Origin of the sequence: Desertibacillus haloalkaliphilus (assembly GCF_019039105.1) — a bacterium.
Classification (GTDB): Bacteria; Bacillota; Bacilli; order Bacillales; family KJ1-10-99; genus Desertibacillus; species Desertibacillus haloalkaliphilus.
In genome coordinates this window covers 1-349 of the sequence record NZ_JAHPIV010000488.1, presented here as the reverse complement: position 1 = coordinate 349, position 349 = coordinate 1, and the positions used below count along the sequence as shown (strand labels likewise).

The following is a 349-nucleotide window of genomic DNA, read 5'->3' as shown; positions in this document are numbered from 1 at the left end:
ATGTCAGTGCGATCGATAATAGAGTAAGGTCCATTAACGGATAAAAAATAAGCAAGGCGTCCCTTAAAATAATGCCTGTAGGGTTAAAAAATACAGTAGAAAGAATAAACTCCCATGCTAATGCAAATGTCATAATCATGATCATCGCAATATCAAGCACAAAATGGATAAGTTTTTGTTTACTGAAATGCAAATTAACTTTATAAATAAGAGCAATAACAAACAAAATGTATGCAGAAACGAAAAACAGCTCAGCCATACTAGGAAATGGAGGATCTATACTTAATAAAATGTAATATCCCCATATGATCCATCCAGCACTGTACAGAACGACTGCGTTGTATAATAG

The 349-nt window shown here is 33.5% G+C and carries 1 protein-coding gene; it reads right to left on the bottom strand.

Translation table 11 applies throughout. The annotated features are described in order from the left end of the window. Positions 1-349 (bottom strand): hypothetical protein (locus tag KH400_RS22945; RefSeq protein WP_217228581.1); only part of this gene is annotated, 349 nt, incomplete at both ends.